Consider the following 16,304-nt stretch of genomic DNA (forward strand, 5'->3'; position numbering starts at 1 on the left):
ACAGTGAAGCCCCGGTCAAGACGCGGCTGGCTGATCCTTCCCCACCCAGGAAGCCCGATCCCATGGAAAACGATCGGCCGTCCCGTGCCCGCGCCCACCCCCGCGGCTCGGCCCCGCTGCTCCTGCAGACCGTGCACGAGCGGCGCCCGGAGGTCGGCGGGATCAGCGTCCTGAAGGCGCGGGGCACGGTCGACGCCTCCAACGCCACGGAGTTCTCCGAGGTGCTCGCCGAGCACATCGCCCGCGCCGACCGGGCCGGAGAACACGCGCTGCTGGACATGACCGAGATGTACCTCGCCTGCGCCGCCGCCGTGCGCTCCCTGGACCGGGCGACCGGTGTCCTCGCCTTCTCCGGCCGCGCCCTGCCCGTCGTACAGCCCCGGCCGCACGCGCGGGACGCACTGCGCACCGCCGGCCTGCCGGGCATCCGGGTGCACGCCACGACGGCGTCGGCCCTCAACGCGCTGGAGGCCGGAGGGGACGCCGTGCAGGCCGGCAGGGACGCCGTGCGAACCGGCAGGGACGTGCTGCGCGCCGACAGGGGCGTGGCGCGGGTCGCGCGAGACGCCGTGCCGGCCCCCGGAGCGGAGGCCGTCCCGGACGACGCCCCGGGGGTTGGACGGGACGCCCCCACCACGAGACGGCGGGCGGGGCCATGACACCCTCCTGCGACCCGTCGAAGCCCTCTTCCCGTACGTCCGGCGCGTCGGCCCCGCTGGTCATCGAGTCGTCCGTGGTCGACGGGCTGCCCGCCGAAGGGGCGCTGCTGCTGCGCATGTCCGGCAGCCTCGACGCCGAGGGCGCGCAGGCCTGGTCGGCGGAGCTGCGCGGCCACCTGGAACAGGCGGACCGCGCGGGGCTGCGGCCCGTCCTCGACATGGCCCACGTACAGCTCGGCGGCGCCGCCGTCCTGCGCGCGCTCAGCGAGACGACCCGCGCCCGCACCGGCCGCCCGGACCTGGTCATCGTCCGGGCCCGGCCCGGAGTGCGCGAGGCGGTTCACCTCGCGCGCCTCGACGGCGTCCGGCTCTGCGCCACCCTGGACGAGGCGCTGCGCGAGCCGGCCCGCGCCGCCGCCCGCGGTGCGGACCTGCCCGTCTGGCGCTCGCACATGGCCGACCCGCTGCGGCCCAGCTACGAGGACCTGCGCAAGGAGGTCCGCGCGCTGCGCGCCCGGGTGCGCAGCGCCCCGGTCATCGGCATGGCGCAGGGCGTGGTCATGGTCCGCTACGGCCTGCCGGACTCCGCCAGCGCCTTCCGGGTGCTGCGGGAGGTCTCGCAACGGTTCAACGTGCCGCTGCGCGTCCTCGTCTCCGCCGTGGTGGTGGCCCGGCCGCCGGACGGCGCGGTGTGGTTCCCGGGCCGCCGGCCGCTGCCCGTGCCGCCGCTGCGGATCCTGCCCCGCGACGGCCGGGACCCCCGCTACCGGCGGCAGATGATCGACGCCGTACTCCACGAGGCGCTCGCCGTGGGGCGGGCCCCGGCCGGGTACGTGCGGTGCGTCGACCCGGCCGCGAACGCGCTGATGCTGGAGACCCACCACGGCTGTGCGGATACGTTTCTCGACCACCTGGTGCGCGGCTGGGACGAGGGCACGGCGGACGCGGTGGCCCGGCTGCGCGAACGCCGGGTGAGCGTGCCCGACGTGGCCGCCGACACGCTGCTCTCCGAGGAGTTCCGGCGCGTCCTGCTGGCCACGGGCACACATGCCGTGCAGAGCGTCCCCGTACTGTCCTCGGCCGGGTCCTGCACCGCTGTGATCACCCTGCACTGGCCCGACGCGGGCCACCGCCCGACCGCCGTACAGGCCGAGGCCCTCGGCCTGCTCGCCGCCGACACGGCGGCCTGGCTGAGCTGGTACCACCGCTGCGTCCTCCTCGACGCCCTGGAACACCTCCACCGGGTGCTGACCGACCTGGCCGGGCACCCCGAAGGGGCGCGGGCCCGTCTCGGCGTGCGGCTCAGCCGCGCGGCGCGACCGGCCACGGCGGACCCGCGGTCGGCCGACGGCCCGGCCCGGCACCACGAGCGGAGCGACTAGGCTCCCTGCCATGCGGATCTCCGTCTCCTCCGACATGGACGAACCCGTGGCCCGGCTTCTCCTCGCCGAGCTGGAAAAGCGCGGCCACGAGGTGCGGGCGCACGGTGCGCTGCGGCCCGGGGCGGACGCCCGGTGGGCGGCCTGCTCCGAGGCCGCCGCCCGGGACGTGGCCGAGGGCGCCGCCGACCAGGCCGTGGTGTGCTGCTGGACCGGCACGGGCGCGTCCATCGCGGCCAACAAGGTGCCCGGAGTCCGGGCCGCCCTGTGCACGGACGCCGTGACGGCGGAGGGCGCCCGGCGCTGGAACGATGCCAACGTCCTCGCGCTCGGTCTGCGTCTGACCTCCGGGCCGCTGCTGACGGAGATCCTCGACGCCTGGTTCGCCGCCGAGCCCAGCCAGGATCCCGAGGACCGGCAGAACGTGGCCCGCGTCGGCCGCCTGGACGCCGCCCGGAAGGACTCCTAGGCGGAGTACGGCGGCCCGGCGCGGGCCGGGGAAGTCAGTGACCGTCTCAGTGACCGCCGGGGATCAGTGGGCGCCGAGTCCGCCGCCGCCGAACGAGCCGCTGGACCCCTTGCTCCAGCGTGGACGCTCCTTCGACGCGCTCGGCCTGGTGTCCATGTTGCTCAGCTCGTACGGGGTGAGCGGGCGACCGCCCTTGGGCATCTGGGGAACCTCCTGGGATTCCCTGTTCTCGCGGACCTCGTGCACCGGCCCCTCCGGCGGCAGCGTGGGTTGTTCGTCGGGGCGCGGCCGGGGGGACTCGCGGTACTTGACGCGGGAGTTCATCCAGAAGCCGCCGGCGAGCAGCGCGAGCACACCTACGGCCACGATGAACAGAACAAGGCTCATCAGGCCGCTTGCTGCGGCCAGCTGTGTCGATGCGGTACTCATAGGACAGGTTTACCCCATATAAACCAGGATGAATCGGACACAATGCGTGACCGGTGGAGGGGGGCGGCCGGACGGCTGCCGCGGGAGCCGCCCGCGGGGCGGCCGCTGAATTCGTCATTCGTCCCGGACGCCTCATTCCCAATTTCTGGAACACGTTCTACGGTGTGCGCCGTCAGGACCGCCCTTGGGGAGCCTGGAGGCGCCGTGCATCTCGACCACACGCCCGAGCAGCAGCGACTGCGCACCGAACTGCGCGCCTACTTCGCGCAGCTGGTCCCGGACAACGCCTACGCCCGTTACGCCGACCCGGCCGCGCAGAAGCGGTTCTACCGCGACACCATCCGCCGGCTCGGCGCCGACGGATGGCTCGGCGTGGGATGGCCGAAGGAGTACGGCGGGCGCGGTATGACGGCGATGGAGCAGTTCATCTTCTTCGACGAGGCCGCGCAGGCCGGCGTACCGCTGCCGCTGATGGCGCTGAACACGGTCGGCCCCACGCTGATGCGGTTCGGCACCGAGGAGCAGAAGGCGTACTTCCTGCCGCGCATCCTGTCCGGCGCGATCGACTTCGCGATCGGCTACAGCGAGCCCGACGCCGGCACGGATCTTGCCGCGCTGAAGACCAAGGCCGTGCGCGACGGCGACGAGTACGTCGTCAACGGACAGAAGATCTGGACCACCAACGGCGACACCGCGGACTGGGTGTGGCTCGCCACCCGCACCGACCCCGCCGCCCCGCCGCACAAGGGCATCACCATGCTCCTGGTGCCGACCACCGACCCCGGCTACTCGTGCACCGTCATCAACACGCTCGCCTCGCACGACACCACCGCCAGCTACTACGAGAACATCCGCGTCCCGGTCTCCCGCCGCGTGGGCGAGGAGAACCAGGGCTGGCGGCTGATCACCAACCAGCTCAACCACGAGCGCGTCACCCTCGCCGCCCACGGCACCATGGCCATCCGTGCCCTGCACGACGTCCAGCGCTGGGCCCGCGAGACCAAGCTCGCCGACGGCCGCCGGGTCGCCGACCTGTCCTGGGTGCGCCGGCTGCTGGCCCGTACCCACACCCGGCTCGACGCGATGAAGCTGATGAACTGGCAGATGGTCACGGCCGTCCAGGAGGGCACGCTCACCCCGCAGGACGCCTCCGCCGTCAAGGTCTACGGCTCCGAGGCCCGCCGGGACGCCTACGCCTGGCTCATGGAGATCGTCGCCGCGGCCGGGCCGCTGCGCGAGGGGTCGGCGGGCGCCGTGCTCCACGGCGAACTGGAGCGCGGCTACCGCTCGGCGGTCATCTTCACCTTCGGCGGAGGCAACAACGAGATCCAGCGCGAGATCATCTCCTGGATCGGTCTGGGGATGCCGAGAGTGCGGCGCTAGCCTGCGGCCATGGGCGACCCCGGGCTCTTCACACCGCACTCCGTGACCTGGCAGATGCACGGCGACCCGATGATGTGGGTCGCCGGCGTCCGCGCGCTGTATCTCCAGGCCCTGCATCCGCGCGCGGTGCGGGGCGTGCTGCAGAACTCCGACTTCCGGCGGGACGCCTGGGGCCGGCTCCTGCGCACCGCCGACTTCGTCGGCACCACGACCTACGGCACCACCGACGCCGCCGAGCGGGCCGGCGCCCGCGTCCGGAAGATCCACGGGATGCTGACGGCCACCGACCCGGACACCGCCGAGCGCTACGGCGTGGACGAGCCCGCGCTGCTGCTGTGGGTGCACTGCGCGGAGATCGACTCGTATCTGCACGTCCTGCGCCGCTCCGGCTTCCCGCTCTCCGACGCGGCGGCCGACCGGTACCTGGCCGAACACCGGGTCAGCGCACGCCTGGTGGGCCTCGACCCGCAGACCGTACCGGCGAGCCGCGCGGAGTTGGCCGCCTACTTCGACCAGGTGCGGCCCGAGCTGGCCGCGGGACCCGAGGCACGCGTGGTGGACGACTTCCTGCTCCGGCCTCCGACGCATCCCCTCCTCGTACCGGCGCGCGAGGTGCTGTGGCGGCGCGTGGCGGACCTGGCGTACGCCGCTCTGCCGCCGTACGCCCACGAGCTGTACGGCAGACCGGCCCCCGCACCCGCCGTCGTGACCCGCAGGCTGCGGGCCACGGGCGGGCTCCTACGGCGCGTTCCCGCACGTGTGCGCTGGCAACTGCCGCCCAAACACATCCTGCGCGCGATGGCGAGGCTCGGCCCGGACGCGCGTCCGGCACCGTACAAAGTTGGACGATAGCCCGCCATACTGGGCGAGCAGGGGGTGCGGTCCCAGGCGGCCTCGGCCGGCGCGCCGGCGGCCTCCCGCGGCGGGGCGGACGGCGACGGGGGCGGCGGATCGCTATGGGGGAGAACAGGCTCGTTCAGGGCCGTTACCGGCTGCTCGGCCTGGTCGGGCGGGGCGGGATGGGCGAGGTGTGGCGGGCCCGGGACGAGTCCCTGGGCCGGCAGGTCGCGGTGAAGTGCCTCAAGCCGCTCGGTCCGTACGACGATCCGGTCCTCGCCCGCGTGCTGCGGGAACGGTTCCGCCGTGAGGCCCGGGTGGCCGCCGCGCTCTCGCACCGCGGGGTGACCGTCGTCCACGACTTCGGTGAGTGCGACGGCATGCCGTACCTGGTGATGGAGCTGCTGGAGGGGCGCGACCTGAGCCGGCTGCTGACGGACAACAAGGGGCATCCGCTGCCCGTGGACGCCGTGGCGGACATCGCCGCCCAGGTCGCCGACGCCCTCGCGTACACCCACCGGCACGGCATCGTGCACCGAGACCTGAAACCGGCCAACATCGTGCGGCTGACCGACGGCACCGTGAAGATCTGCGACTTCGGCATCGCCCGCCTCGGCCACGACATCGGCCTCACCGCCCGGCTGACCGGCACCGGCGTCGCCCTCGGCACCCCGCACTACATGTCGCCGGAACAGATCGGCGGCGGCGAGGTGGACCAGCGCAGCGACCTGTACTCACTGGGCTGCGTGCTCTACGAAATCGCCACCGGGGCACCGCCGTTCGACCTGGAGGACGCCTGGGCGATCCTCATCGGCCATCGCGACACCCCGCCCCGCCCCCTGCGCGAGAGCCGGCCGGAACTGCCCCGCCACCTGGAGGAGATCATCCTCGACCTGCTGGCCAAACAGCCCGCGGAACGGCCCTACGACGCCGGGGAGCTGGCCCACCGGATCCGGGCCGGGCGCCCGGCAGCCGCCCCCGCCAGGGCCGTGGAGCCCGCCGGTGCCGGGGGCGGAACCCGGCTGCCGTCCTGGACCCGCGACATGACCACCGGCCACAAGGCGCTCGGCGCCGGGCTCGGTGCCCCGCCCCCGGATCCGGGGGCGGCCCTGTCGGCCCGGTGGGCGCCCGTACCCCGCAGGGACGCGGAGCCGTGTCCGGCAACCGGCCACCACCCCGGGGGCGCGACCGGCCCCGACGGATCCGCAGCCGCACGACGGCCCCTCGCGGCACCACCCGCCAAGCGCTCGGTCGCCGAGACGCTCGCCGCCTGCACGGACATCGCCGAGGCGAGAGCGCGCGCACTCGGCCGGGAGCACCCGGACACCCTGGCCGCCTACTGCGAAGTCGCCTACGTACAGGGCCGGTCGGGCCGCTGGGAGGAGGCCCTGCGCGGCTACCGCGAGGTCGCCGAGGCGCGGGAGCGCGTGCTCGGCGCCGACCACCCCGACACGCTCGCCGCCCGCCAGGAGACCGCCTACGCGCTCGGCCGGCTGGGCCGCCACTTCGAGGCCCACCAGCTGTACGGCGCGGTGCTCACCGCCCGGACGCGGGCCATGGGCCCCGACCACCCGGACACCCTGCGCTGCCGCCACAACCTCGCCTGCACCCTGGGCCGGCTCGGCCGCCCGGCCGACGCGCTCCGCACCGCCCTCGACGTGGCCGCCGCCCGGGCCCGGGTACTCGGCCCCGATCACCCCGACACCCTGGTCTCGCGCTGCGAAGTCGCCTACGCGCACGGCCAGTCGGGCCACTGGGAGGAGGCGCTGCACCTCTACCGCGCGCTCGCCGAGGACCGGGCCCGGGTGCTCGGCCCGTACCACCCCGACACCCTGGCCGCCCGCTACGAGACCGCGCTCAGCCTCGGCCGCCTGGGCCGCGGCGCCGACGCCCTGCGCCTGTACCGCGACCTGATCGGGGACCGCACCCGCGTCCTGGGCCCCGACCACCCCGACACCCTGCGCGCCCGGCACGGCCTCGGCGTCAGCCTCGGCCGGCTCGGCCGCTGGGAGGAGGCCCTGACCGAGGCCCGCGACGTCCGCCTGCTCCGCGAGCAGGCCCTCGGACCCGCCCACCCCGACACGCTCGTCAGCCACCGCGAGGTCGCCGTGGCCCTCGGCTGGCTGGGCCGCTGGGACGACGCCCTCACCGAATACCGCCGGGTCGCCGCCGCCCGCGAGAACGTCCTCGGCCCGGACCATCCCGACACCCTCGCCAGCCGCAACGACGAGGCCCACTGCCTGGAGCGGCTCGGCCGGGGCGCCGAGGCCGGCGAGCTGTACCGCCGGGTCGCGGTGGTCCGCCGGCAGCACACGCCCGGCGGCACCTGACCGAGTACGGGGCGCACCTCTGGCCCGTGTGGATCAGCACGTGTTACGAAGGACCATGCCTGCCACCGAGGGAACCCGCAGCTACGACGCCGTCATCGTCGGCGGCGGACACAACGGCCTGGTCGCCGCCGCCTACCTGGCCCGGGCCGGCCGCTCCGTACTGGTGCTGGAACGGCTGGACCACACCGGCGGCGCCGCCGTCTCCAGCCGCGCCTTCGCCGGCGTCGACGCCCGGCTGTCGCGCTACTCCTACCTGGTCAGCCTGCTGCCCCAGAAGATCGTGCGCGATCTCGGGCTCGACTTCCGCCTCCGCTCACGGACCATCTCCTCGTACACCCCGGCCGAACGCGACGGCCGGCCCACCGGACTCCTCGTCGGCGGCGGCGAGCGGCGCACCCGCGAGGCCTTCGCCCGGCTGACCGGCGGCGAGCGCGAGTACGCGGCCTGGCAGCGCTTCTACGGCACGACCGCCCGCGTCGCCGAGCGGGTCTTCCCGACCCTCACCGAGCCCCTGCCGGGCCGCGACGAGCTGCGCCGCCGTATCGACGACGAGACCGCCTGGCGCACCCTGTTCGAGGAGCCGATCGGTCTCGCCGTGGAGCGGGACTTCGCCGACGACCTGGTGCGGGGCGTGGTCCTCACCGACGCCCTCATCGGCACCTTCGCCGACGCCCACGACCCCTCCCTCGTGCAGAACCGCTGCTTCCTGTACCACGTCATCGGCGGCGGGACCGGCGCCTGGGACGTGCCCGTCGGCGGTATGGGCGCCCTCACCGACGCGCTGGCCGCCGCGGCCCGCTCGGCCGGCGCGGTCCTGCGCACCGGCCACGAGGCGGTCCGCATCGCCACCGACGGCGACCGCGCCGAGGTCACCTACCGCACGGCCGACGGCGAGGGCGTCGCCGCCGCCCGGCACGTCCTGGTGAACGCCTCACCGCAGGAACTGGCCACGCTCACCGGGGACTTGGCGCCCGCGCCCGCCGAGGGCGCCCAGCTCAAGGTCAACATGCTGCTCACCCGGCTGCCGAGACTGCGCGACCCGGACGTCGACCCGCGCGAGGCCTTCGCCGGCACCTTCCACGTCGCCGAGGGCTACCGGCAGCTCGCCACCGCCCACACCCAGGCCGCCGCCGGTGAACTGCCCGCCGTGCCGCCCTCGGAGATCTACTGCCACTCCCTGACCGACCCCACCATCCTCGGCCCCGGCCTCGCCGAGCGCGGCTACCAGACGCTCACCCTGTTCGGCCTGCACACCCCCGCCCGGCTCTTCGACCGGGACAACGACGCCGTACGCGAGGAACTGCTGAAGTCCACCCTGGCCCAGCTCGACACCCACCTCGCCGAGCCCCTCGAAGACTGTCTGGCCACCGACGCCCACGGCCGCCCCTGCCTGGAGGCGAAGACCCCGCTCGACCTCGAACGCGACCTCGGGCTGCCCGGCGGCAACATCTTCCACCGCGCCCTGTCCTGGCCGTACGCCCAGGAGGGCACGGGCCGCTGGGGCGTGGAGACGCGGCACGCGAACGTCCTGCTGTGCGGTGCGGGCGCGGTGCGCGGGGGAGGGGTGAGCGGGGTGCCGGGGCACAACGCGGCGATGGCCGTGCTGGAGGCCACGGCATAGCGGCCCTGCCGCCAAAAGAATCTGACGGAACGTCAGAAAAGCTCTTCCGTCGTCCGGCCCGCTGCGGCATCCTGCGCCCATGCAGACGGAGCTGAGCAAGCAACTGGGAGTCGAGCACGCCGTCTTCGGCTTCACGCCGTTCCCTGCCGTCGCCGCGGCCATCAGCCGGGCCGGCGGCTTCGGCGTGCTCGGCGCGGTCCGCTACACCGCCCCCGACGACCTCAAACGCGACCTCGACTGGATCGACGCACACGTCGGCGACCGGCCGTACGGGCTGGACGTGGTGATGCCCGCCAAGAAGGTGGAGGGCGTCTCCGAGGCGGAGGTCGAGGCGATGATCCCCGAGGGGCACCGGCAGTTCGTCCGGGACACCCTCGCCCAGCACGGGGTGCCGGAACTCGCCGAGGGCGAGGCGTCCGGCTGGCGCATCACCGGCTGGATGGAGCAGGTGGCCCGCACCCAGCTCGACGTCGCCTTCGACCATCCGATCCGGCTGCTCGCCAACGCCCTCGGCTCCCCGCCCGCCGACGTCGTCGCCCGCGCCCACGACCAGGACGTCCTGGTCGCCGCGCTCGCGGGCAGCGCCCGGCACGCCCGCAAGCACCAGGCGGCGGGCATCGACATCGTCGTGGCCCAGGGCTACGAGGCCGGCGGCCACACCGGTGAGATCGCCACGATGGTGCTCACCCCCGAGGTCGTGGAGGCCGTCGCCCCACTGCCCGTCCTGGCGGCGGGCGGCATCGGCAGCGGACAGCAGGTGGCGGCCGCCCTCGCGCTCGGAGCCCAGGGCGTGTGGCTGGGCTCTCTATGGCTGACCACCACGGAAGCCGATCTGCACGCGCCCGCCCTGACCCGCAAGCTGCTCGCCGCCGGGTCCGGGGACACCGTCCGCTCCCGCGCCCTGACGGGCAAGCCCGCCCGCCAGCTCCGTACCGAGTGGACGGACGCCTGGGACGACCCGGCCGGACCCGGCACCCTGCCCATGCCGTTGCAGGGACTGCTGGTGGCCGAGGCGGTCTCCCGGATCCAGAAGTACGAGGTCGAACCGCTGCTCGGCACGCCCGTCGGCCAGATCGTCGGCCGGATGAGCGCCGAACGCAGCGTCCAGGCCGTCTTCGACGACCTCACCCGCGGCTTCGAGCGGGCCGTGGACCGCATCAACCGCATCGCCGGAAGGAGCGGCCAGCAGTGAGCACACCCGTGAACACGCCCCCCGCCGGATTCTGGGCGCAGGCCGCCCAGCACCCCGACCACACCGTCCTCATCGCCCCCGACGGCGAGGAATGGACCGCGGGACGGCTGCACGCCGCCGCCAACCGCCTCGTCCACGGGCTGCGCGCGGCCGGCCTCGAACGCGGCGACGCCTTCGCCGTCGTCCTGCCCAACGGCGTCGAGTTCTTCACCGCCTACCTGGCCGCCACCCAGGCCGGCCTCTATCTGGTCCCGGTCAACCACCACCTCGTCGGCCCCGAGATCGCCTGGATCGTCGCCGACTCCGGCGCCAAGGTGCTCATCGCCCACGAGCGGTTCGGCGCCGCTGCCCGCGCCGCCGCCGACGAGGCGGGCCTGCCCGCCGCCCGCCGGTACGCGGTCGGCGAGGTAGAGGGCTTCCGGCCGTACGCCCAACTGCTGGACGGACAACCGGAGTCGGCCCCCACCGGACGCGAACTCGGCTGGGTGATGAACTACACCTCCGGCACGACGGGCCGCCCGCGCGGCATCCGGCGCCCACTGCCCGGCAAGGCGCCCGAGGAGGCCTATCTGGGCGGCTTCCTGGGCATCTTCGGCGTCAAGCCGTTCGGCGACAACGTCCACCTGGTCTGCTCGCCGCTCTACCACACGGCCGTCCTCCAGTTCGCGGGCGCGTCCCTGCACATCGGACACCGGCTGGTGCTCATGGACAAGTGGACCCCCGAGGAGATGCTGCGCCGCATCGACACCCACCGGTGCACGCACACCCATATGGTCCCGACCCAGTTCCACCGCCTGCTGGCCCTCCCGGACGAGGTGAAGGCCCGCTACGACGTCTCCTCCATGCGGCACGCCATCCACGGCGCCGCCCCCTGCCCGGACCATGTGAAGCGGGCCATGATCGACTGGTGGGGGCACTGTGTGGAGGAGTACTACGCCGCCAGCGAGGGCGGCGGTGCCTTCGCCACCGCCGAGGACTGGCTGAAGAAGCCCGGCACGGTCGGCAGGGCCTGGCCCATCAGCGAACTCGCGGTCTTCGACGACGACGGCAACCGGCTGCCGCCCGGCCACCTGGGCACCGTCTACATGAAGATGAGCACCGGTGGCTTCTCGTACCACAAGGACGAGGCCAAGACCCGCAAGAACCGCATCGGTGACTTCTTCACCGTCGGCGACCTCGGTGTGCTCGACGAGGACGGCTACCTCTTCCTCCGCGACCGCAAGATCGACATGATCATCTCCGGCGGGGTCAACATCTACCCGGCCGAGATCGAGTCCGTGCTCCTGTCCCACCCGGCCGTCGCCGACGCCGCCGCCTTCGGCATCCCGCACGACGACTGGGGCGAGGAGGTCAAGGCCGTGGTCGAACCGGCCCCCGGCCACGAGCCGGGCCCGGCCCTCGCCGCCGCCCTCCTCGACCACTGCGCACAGCGCCTCGCCGGCTACAAGCGGCCCAAGAGCGTCGACTTCATCACCGAGATGCCCCGCGACCCCAACGGCAAGCTCTACAAGAGGCGCCTGCGGGACCCGTACTGGCAAGGCCGCACCCGGCCGGTGTGACGGCAGCGGCACCGGGGTGCTTGACCGGCACGTCCGGCGGCCCGAGGATCGGCTGTCATGACGCACGGACACGGCAGCACGGTCGACGGGGTGCTGCGGCGCACCGCCCGGCGCACCCCGGCCCGCCTCGCGGTGGAGTACGGCGAGCGGCGGTGGACGTACGAGGAACTCGACGACGCCGTCTCCCGCGCGGCCTCGGTGCTGCGCGCGCAGGGGCTCGCGCCAGGCGACCGGGTCGGCGCCTACGGCCACAACTCCGACGCCTACCTGATCGCCTTCCTCGCCTGCGCCCGGGCCGGCCTGGTCCATGTGCCCGTCAACCAGAACCTCACCGGCGACGACCTGGCGTATCTCGTCACCCAGTCCGGCAGCACCCTCGTGCTCGCCGACCCGGGCCTGGCCGGCCGACTCCCGGACGGGACAGGGGTGTTGCCGCTCAGGGACGCCGAGGACTCGCTCCTGGCGCGGCTTGCCGACGCGCCGCCGTACGACGGGCCGGAACCCCGCGCCGAGGACCTGGTGCAACTGCTCTACACCTCCGGTACCACGGCCCTGCCCAAGGGCGCCATGATGACCCACCGGGCCCTCGTCCACGCGTACTTGAGCGCCATCACCGCCCTCGACCTGAGCGCCGGCGACCGTCCGGCGCACGCGCTGCCGCTCTACCACTCGGCGCAGATGCACGTGTTCCTGATGCCGTATCTGGCGATCGGCGCGAGCAGCGTCATCCTGGACGCCCCCGACGGGGACCTCCTCTTCGGGCTGATCGAAGCGGGCCGCGTGGACAGCCTGTTCGCGCCGCCCACGGTGTGGATCGGCCTGGCGAACCGGCCCGACTTCGCCACCCGCGACCTCGACGGCCTGCGCAAGGCCTACTACGGCGCCTCGATCATGCCCGTCCCGGTGCTGGAGCGACTGCGGGAACGCCTGCCCGCGCTCGCCTTCTACAACTGCTTCGGGCAGAGCGAGATCGGCCCGCTGGCCACGGTGCTCGCCCCCGGCGAACACGAGGGCCGGCTGGACTCCTGCGGCCGGACCGTGCTCTTCGTCGACGCGCGCGTCGTGGACGACAAGGGCGAGGACGTGCCCGACGGCACCCCGGGCGAAATCGTCTACCGTTCACCGCAGTTGTGCGAGGGCTACTGGGACAAGCCCGACGAGACCGCCGAGGCCTTCCGCGACGGCTGGTTCCACTCCGGCGACCTCGCGGTCCGCGACGCCGACGGCTACTTCACCATCGTGGACCGGGTGAAGGACGTCATCAACTCCGGTGGTGTGCTGGTGGCTTCACGCCAGGTCGAGGACGCCCTCTACACCCATGACTGTGTCGCGGAGACCGCAGTGATCGGCCTTCCCGACGAGCGCTGGATCGAGGCCGTCACAGCGGTCGTCGTCCCACGCGCCGAAGTGACGGAGGATCAGCTCATCGCCCACGTGAAGGAGAGGCTCGCCCCGTTCAAGGCACCCAAACGCGTGCTGTTCGTGGACCGGTTGCCCCGCAACGCCAGCGGCAAGATCCTCAAGCGCGAACTGCGGGACCGCTTCAGCGGCTGACCGCGAAACGGTCGTCGCCGCTGCCCGAGAAGCCGTCGTAGCCGGTCGACCGAGAGCCGCCAACTCCTGGACGCGGTCATGGGTCCGCGCGGCCGGCCGGTACGCGCACGCGCCGGAGAGGCGAGGGGCGCGAGGTGAGGGGTGCGGGTTGGGGAGGGCAGAGCGACCGGCCGAGCCTCGCGACCAGGTCGGCGATGCGCTGCTCGTCCCGCTCGTAGCAGGCCCACTTGCCCACACGGGTGGCCCGGACCAGCCGCGCCCGCCGGAGTCCGGCCATACAGGCCGACACCGTCGACTGGGCCGGCCCCGCCTGCGCCCGGATGTGGCTCACGCACACACCCGCCTCGGCCGGGGCGGCGACGGCCGTATCCGTGGGGAAGCGCCGCTCGGGAGCACGCAGCCAGCGCAGCATCCGCAGCCGCACCGGGTTGGGACGGCCATGCGAAGACCCATCGTCCTGGTGGTGGGACGGGCGCCCCGCCCTGCCGGTGACCGGCCCGGCCACAAGGCCGCCCTACCCCGCGTCCCGGGACCGCAGGTCCACGATGCGGCGGATCTTGCCCACCGACCGTTCCAGCGACTCCGGGTCCACGATCTCCACGTCGACGGAGACCCCGATGCCGTCCTTCACGCCCGCGACGATGGCCCGGGCCGCCGCCTCGCGCACCTGGGGCGGGGCGTCCGGGCGGGCCTCGGCGCGCACGGTCAGCCGGTCCAGGCGGCCCTCGCGGGTCAGCCGGAGCTGGAAATGGGGTGCCACCCCGGGCGTGCGGAGCACGACCTCCTCGATCTGGGTCGGGAACAGGTTCACCCCGCGCAGGATCACCATGTCGTCACTGCGCCCGGTGACCTTCTCCAGCCGCCGGAAGACCCGCGCCGTGCCGGGCAGCAGCCGGGTCAGGTCCCGGGTCCGGTACCGGACGATCGGCATGGCCTCCTTGGTCAGCGAGGTGAACACCAGCTCGCCCCGCTCGCCGTCCGGCAGCGGCTCGCCCGTGATCGGGTCGACCACCTCCGGATAGAAGTGGTCCTCCCACACCGTCAGCCCGTCCTTGGTCTCCACGCACTCCTGTGCCACCCCGGGGCCGATCACCTCGGACAGCCCGTAGATGTCGACGGCGTCGATCGCGAACCGCTCCTCGATCTCGCGCCGCATCTGTTCGGTCCAGGGCTCGGCCCCGAACACGCCGACCCGCAGTGAGCTGGTGCGCGGGTCGATGCCCTGCCGCTCGAACTCGTCCAGCAGCGTGAGCATGTAGGAAGGGGTCACCATGATCACGGTCGGCTTCAGGTCCCGGATGAGCTGGACCTGCCGGGCGGTCATGCCGCCGGAGGCCGGGACGACCGTACAGCCGAGGCGCTCGGCACCGTAGTGGGCACCCAGACCACCGGTGAACAGCCCATAGCCGTAGGCCACATGCACGAGGTCGCCGGGCCGCGCGCCGGCCGCCCGGAGCGAGCGCGCCACCATGTCGGCCCACATGGAAAGATCGTTGTCCGTATAGCCGACCACCGTGGGCAGACCCGTGGTGCCACTGGAGGCGTGCAGCCGGCGGATCCGTTCCCGGGGCACGGCGAACATGCCGTACGGGTAGTGCTCCCTGAGGTCGTTCTTGGTCGTGAACGGGAAGCGGGCGAGGTCCGCGAGCGAACGGCAGTCCTCCGGACGGACACCGGCCTTGTCGAAGGACTCCCGGTAGAACGGCACGTGGTCGTAGGCGTGCCGCAGCGAGGCGCGCAGCCGCTCCAGCTGAAGCGTCCGCAGCTCGTCGGGCCCGAGCCGTTCACCCGCGTCGAGCAGGTCCGTCGCATCCGCCATCGAGACGCCTCCCTTGCCGGCCGTACATTCCGGACGACCGATCATTCGGTCGATCTGTTCGGGGCCAGTAATTCAGGCCATCCGCGTCCAGGCAAGAGGGCTGCGCGGATTTTCCGGGCGACCCGGTACCGGTGCCGTCTGCGCAAAAACGTTGCACCCGGCCGCCGTGGACCGACATGATCACGCCCATGCCGACCTTCACCGCGACCGACGGCACCCGGCTCGCCTACCACCTGCGGGGCGAGGGCGATCCCCTCGTCGTCCTGCCCGGCGGCCCCATGCGTGCCTCCGCCTACTTCGGGGACCTCGGCGGACTGACCGCGCACCGCCGGCTGGCCCTGCTCGATCTGCGGGGCACCGGTGACTCCGCGGTGCCGGCGGACCCGGCGACGTACCGCTGCGACCGGATGGTCGACGACGTCGAGGTGTGGCGCGCACACATGGGCCTGGAGCACATGGATCTGCTCGCCCACTCGGCGGGCGCCGCCCTGGCCATGCTCTACGCGGCCCGCCACCCGCGGCGGATCCGGCGCCTGCTGCTGATCACCCCCAACCCGTCCGCCCTGGGCATGCGGGCGAGTTCCGGGGACCGGCTGGCCGCGGCCCGGCTGCGCGCGGACGAGCCCTGGTTCGCAAAGGCCTTCCCCGCCTTCCGGGCCTGGCTGACGGGCGAGGCGGACTTCGACGACGCGTTCCTGCCCTTCTTCTACGGCCGTTGGGACGCCACCGCCCGTGCGCACGCCGACGCCGAGCCGGCACAGACCAACGACGAGGCGGGCGAGCGGTACTTCGCCGACGGCGCCTTCGCGCCCGGCGTGACCCGGGCCGCCCTCGCCGCGTTGACCGCTCCGGTCCTCGTGCACGCCGGCGAACTCGACGGCGGCCCGCGCCCCGGCCTCGCCCGCCGCACCGCCGAGGCCTTCCCCGGGGCGCAGGTCAGCGTCCAGCCCCGCGCCGGCCACTTCCCCTGGCTGGACGACCCGCAATGGTTCGTGCACCGCGTCCTCGCCTTCCTCGACGGACCCGCGGACTTCGCTCTGCTCTCGGCAGAGTAGGTACCCACGGCCGGCCCG

Annotated in this window: 14 protein-coding genes; 11 read left to right on the forward strand and 3 right to left on the reverse strand. The window is 73.6% G+C overall.

All coding sequences use genetic code 11. The features are described from left to right. Positions 1-62 precede the first annotated feature (62 nt). Genes ADK64_RS47350 through ADK64_RS16975 form a run of 3 tightly spaced genes read left to right on the forward strand, consistent with a single transcriptional unit; the run spans position 63 to position 2,507 of the window. Positions 63-659 carry a hypothetical protein gene (locus tag ADK64_RS47350; protein ID WP_234384604.1) on the forward strand — a complete coding sequence of 199 codons (597 nt, stop codon included), beginning with the start codon at positions 63-65 and terminating at the stop codon, positions 657-659. Further along, a complete protein-coding gene (locus ADK64_RS16970; protein ID WP_078992689.1) occupies positions 656-2,041 on the forward strand; it encodes an ANTAR domain-containing protein in 1,386 nt (461 codons plus the stop codon). The genes ADK64_RS47350 and ADK64_RS16970 overlap by 4 nt, the downstream gene beginning before the upstream one ends. A gap of 10 nt (positions 2,042-2,051) precedes the next feature. Further along, a complete protein-coding gene (locus ADK64_RS16975) occupies positions 2,052-2,507 on the forward strand; it encodes an RpiB/LacA/LacB family sugar-phosphate isomerase (RefSeq protein ID WP_053659756.1) in 456 nt (151 codons plus the stop codon). A gap of 63 nt (positions 2,508-2,570) precedes the next feature. On the opposite strand, the gene ADK64_RS16980 is transcribed toward ADK64_RS16975, so the two are convergent. Next, positions 2,571-2,936, reverse strand: a complete 366-nt coding sequence (locus ADK64_RS16980) for a DUF6479 family protein (protein ID WP_053659758.1) — start codon at positions 2,934-2,936, stop codon at positions 2,571-2,573. Positions 2,937-3,140: 204 nt separating this feature from the next. Between ADK64_RS16980 and ADK64_RS16985 the strand changes: the two genes are divergently transcribed. The 7 genes from ADK64_RS16985 to ADK64_RS17015 all read left to right on the forward strand — a co-directional run bounded on the left by ADK64_RS16985 (position 3,141) and on the right by ADK64_RS17015 (position 13,412). After that, positions 3,141-4,319, forward strand: coding sequence for an acyl-CoA dehydrogenase family protein (locus ADK64_RS16985; protein WP_053659760.1), 1,179 nt, complete (start codon positions 3,141-3,143; stop codon positions 4,317-4,319). A 9-nt stretch (positions 4,320-4,328) separates the two neighbouring features. Then, complete coding sequence (locus ADK64_RS16990) at positions 4,329-5,171, forward strand: oxygenase MpaB family protein (protein ID WP_053659762.1); 843 nt, start codon at positions 4,329-4,331, stop codon at positions 5,169-5,171. A gap of 104 nt (positions 5,172-5,275) precedes the next feature. Further along, on the forward strand, positions 5,276-7,486 hold the full coding sequence (locus ADK64_RS16995) for a serine/threonine-protein kinase (RefSeq protein ID WP_053659764.1): 2,211 nt from the start codon (positions 5,276-5,278) through the stop codon (positions 7,484-7,486). A gap of 55 nt (positions 7,487-7,541) precedes the next feature. Then, the gene (locus tag ADK64_RS17000; RefSeq protein WP_053659766.1) at positions 7,542-9,107 is read left to right on the forward strand and encodes a phytoene desaturase family protein; all 1,566 of its coding nucleotides are present in this window, start codon (positions 7,542-7,544) and stop codon (positions 9,105-9,107) included. 79 nt (positions 9,108-9,186) lie between these two features. Continuing rightward, positions 9,187-10,299, forward strand: coding sequence for a nitronate monooxygenase (locus ADK64_RS17005; protein ID WP_053659768.1), 1,113 nt, complete (start codon positions 9,187-9,189; stop codon positions 10,297-10,299). A gap of 8 nt (positions 10,300-10,307) precedes the next feature. Next, positions 10,308-11,858 carry an acyl-CoA synthetase gene (locus ADK64_RS17010; protein ID WP_053659997.1) on the forward strand — a complete coding sequence of 517 codons (1,551 nt, stop codon included), beginning with the start codon at positions 10,308-10,310 and terminating at the stop codon, positions 11,856-11,858. A gap of 57 nt (positions 11,859-11,915) precedes the next feature. Further along, complete coding sequence (locus ADK64_RS17015) at positions 11,916-13,412, forward strand: acyl-CoA synthetase (RefSeq protein WP_053659771.1); 1,497 nt, start codon at positions 11,916-11,918, stop codon at positions 13,410-13,412. Positions 13,413-13,488: 76 nt separating this feature from the next. Here ADK64_RS17015 and ADK64_RS17020 read toward each other — a convergent pair whose 3' ends face one another. Together ADK64_RS17020 and paaK are read right to left on the reverse strand one after the other, a co-directional pair. Continuing rightward, positions 13,489-13,836 carry an ArsR/SmtB family transcription factor gene (locus ADK64_RS17020; protein WP_234384605.1) on the reverse strand — a complete coding sequence of 116 codons (348 nt, stop codon included), beginning with the start codon at positions 13,834-13,836 and terminating at the stop codon, positions 13,489-13,491. A 90-nt stretch (positions 13,837-13,926) separates the two neighbouring features. Further along, entirely contained in the window at positions 13,927-15,231 is a 1,305-nt protein-coding gene (gene paaK / locus ADK64_RS17025; protein ID WP_053659774.1) for a phenylacetate--CoA ligase PaaK, read from the reverse strand. A 188-nt stretch (positions 15,232-15,419) separates the two neighbouring features. On the opposite strand from paaK, the gene ADK64_RS17030 reads away from it, so the two are divergent. Continuing rightward, complete coding sequence (locus ADK64_RS17030; protein ID WP_199829636.1) at positions 15,420-16,286, forward strand: alpha/beta fold hydrolase; 867 nt, start codon at positions 15,420-15,422, stop codon at positions 16,284-16,286. Positions 16,287-16,304: the final 18 nt, after the last annotated feature.

This window comes from Streptomyces sp. MMG1121, assembly GCF_001280015.1.
GTDB lineage: Bacteria > Actinomycetota > Actinomycetes > Streptomycetales > Streptomycetaceae > Streptomyces.